Source organism: Streptomyces hilarionis (assembly GCF_024539675.1).
Classification (GTDB): Bacteria; Actinomycetota; Actinomycetes; order Streptomycetales; family Streptomycetaceae; genus Streptomyces; species Streptomyces hilarionis.
Map to the genome: position 1 here is coordinate 1 of NZ_JAHHIT010000354.1, position 1,177 is coordinate 1,177.

General features: G+C 48.4%; 1 protein-coding gene. It reads right to left on the bottom strand.

Annotated features, from left to right (window positions below; all coding sequences use genetic code 11):
• Positions 1 to 36 precede the first annotated feature (36 nt).
• Positions 37 to 996 (bottom strand): DMT family transporter, encoded by a 960-nt coding sequence (locus KMS84_RS43555; protein ID WP_019819605.1) that lies wholly within the window; start codon positions 994 to 996, stop codon positions 37 to 39.
• Positions 997 to 1,177 lie beyond the last annotated feature (181 nt).

Below are 1,177 nucleotides of genomic sequence, written 5' to 3' on the forward strand. Positions count from 1 at the left end.
ACCAAAGAACTTTCTCCGATGGGCTTTCAGAGCAAATCACGCCTGTACACTCGAACCTGCGCGGTAACTTGGCGTCATGACCTTTATTGCGATTGTGGCACCTGTTAACAGGGCTATTACTCCCAGCATCTCAAGACCGGTAGGTAGACGGTTTTCGGCGATAAGGCCGAACGCAGCGGCGAAGATCGTTTCTACAGAAATGAGCTGCCCAGACAGGGCCATGGGTAACCGCTGGCTTGCAATGTTCCAAGCCCATGCCCCTCCAACGGAGGCAAAACATGCCAGCGCTGATGCTGCGGCGAAAACCGGTAGAGTATTGTCCAAACGTAGGTCAATGTGCGGGTAGCTATATACCCCAAACACAAGCCCGAAAGGTAAGAAAAGCAGGACGCTGACACCTGCTCCACTCATCATTAGTCCAGTCCAAAGACCTGAATGTACTTGGGGAATTTTTGCCAATATCTTTTGGTTTAATATGCTGAACATTAACCAAGCCAATACTGCGCCTAACGCATAACCTACTGCCACAAGGTACGAGGGCGCGCCTCCATCTAAAACGCTGACCAAAATTCCATAATTCGTTGCAACCAAACCAAAAACTGCCAGAATTATGGGTGCACAGAAGCTGCTCCAGGAAACTGTTCGGTTGATCAAATTGCCTGTGATGGCAACTATAACCGGCGTAGCGCTCAAAAATGCGGGTGCGATTATAGCCCCACCGTGAAGTACACTTCCCATAATGCATCCTATGTAAAGAGCATATCCTAGGACGCCAAGCAGCCCGGCCATCATAGTTGAACGCCAGCTTAAAACTGGATCGCCAGGCCAATAAACACGAATAACAACAAGACCAATGCAGCCAGAGATGATGAATCTCAATGTAATAAAATCAACCGGTCCAAAATCTCCCATCATGTAAGGAGACAGAAAATTAAGCGCCCAGCTGAACGTAGCGAAAATTGCAGCTGCAATCCCAATCACATAGGATTTTGACATCGCCTCTCCTGTGACGGGCTTACACGCCCGATTTTAGATAATAGGATCGCAATATTTCGAGGAGCGAATCTCCTTACCGTCCTTTATACCAATAAATTGTGACCCATAGGCCGTCTGAGTTGGTTTACCCAAGTTAACGCCCATCCCTACGTCGCCACCACTTTCAGACTTGCCTTCGAAC

Excerpts from the sequence above, each read along its gene's own strand:
- KMS84_RS43555 (WP_019819605.1), bottom strand. The coding sequence starts at position 996 with ATGTCAAAATCCTATGTGATTGGGATTGCAGCTGCAATTTTCGCTACG.